This window comes from Bradyrhizobium sp. Mp27, assembly GCF_029953005.1.
Classification (GTDB): Bacteria; Pseudomonadota; Alphaproteobacteria; order Rhizobiales; family Xanthobacteraceae; genus Bradyrhizobium; species Bradyrhizobium barranii.
In genome coordinates this window covers 1-334 of the sequence record NZ_JASAUS010000703.1, presented here as the reverse complement: position 1 = coordinate 334, position 334 = coordinate 1, and the positions used below count along the sequence as shown (strand labels likewise).

Genomic DNA, 334 nt, shown 5'->3' with positions numbered 1-334 from the left:
CTAGCGGTTCGCCAGCTTGACCGATCGAAAAGCGGTCGCGCAAGCCGTGGTCCCCCGACACACGGGCTTTCTAACTCAACGATGCTGCGATATTTTAAAAGCCATGCCTCGGAGCGCAAACCGTAACCTGCCGAAATCTGCAGACCTATTGGCCGCCAAGGACGAGCTTCTTGCTGGTCGACGGATCGTCATTGGTGCTTCGGCTGGACCGCGTCTTAGCGGTAAGAAAGGCATCGTTCTTGGTCAGGGAGCGACGGCCACTCAGGTCAAGGTGCTCTTAGACGGTGCCAAGGGCTACGTGATTCTCCATGCGCGATACGTTGATCTATTCGAG

The 334-nt window shown here is 56.6% G+C and carries 1 protein-coding gene; it reads left to right on the top strand.

The annotated features are described in order from the left end of the window. Positions 1–148 precede the first annotated feature (148 nt). A partial coding sequence (locus QJT78_RS52400; RefSeq protein WP_281460973.1) for a hypothetical protein occupies positions 149–334 on the top strand: 186 nt, incomplete at its 3' end.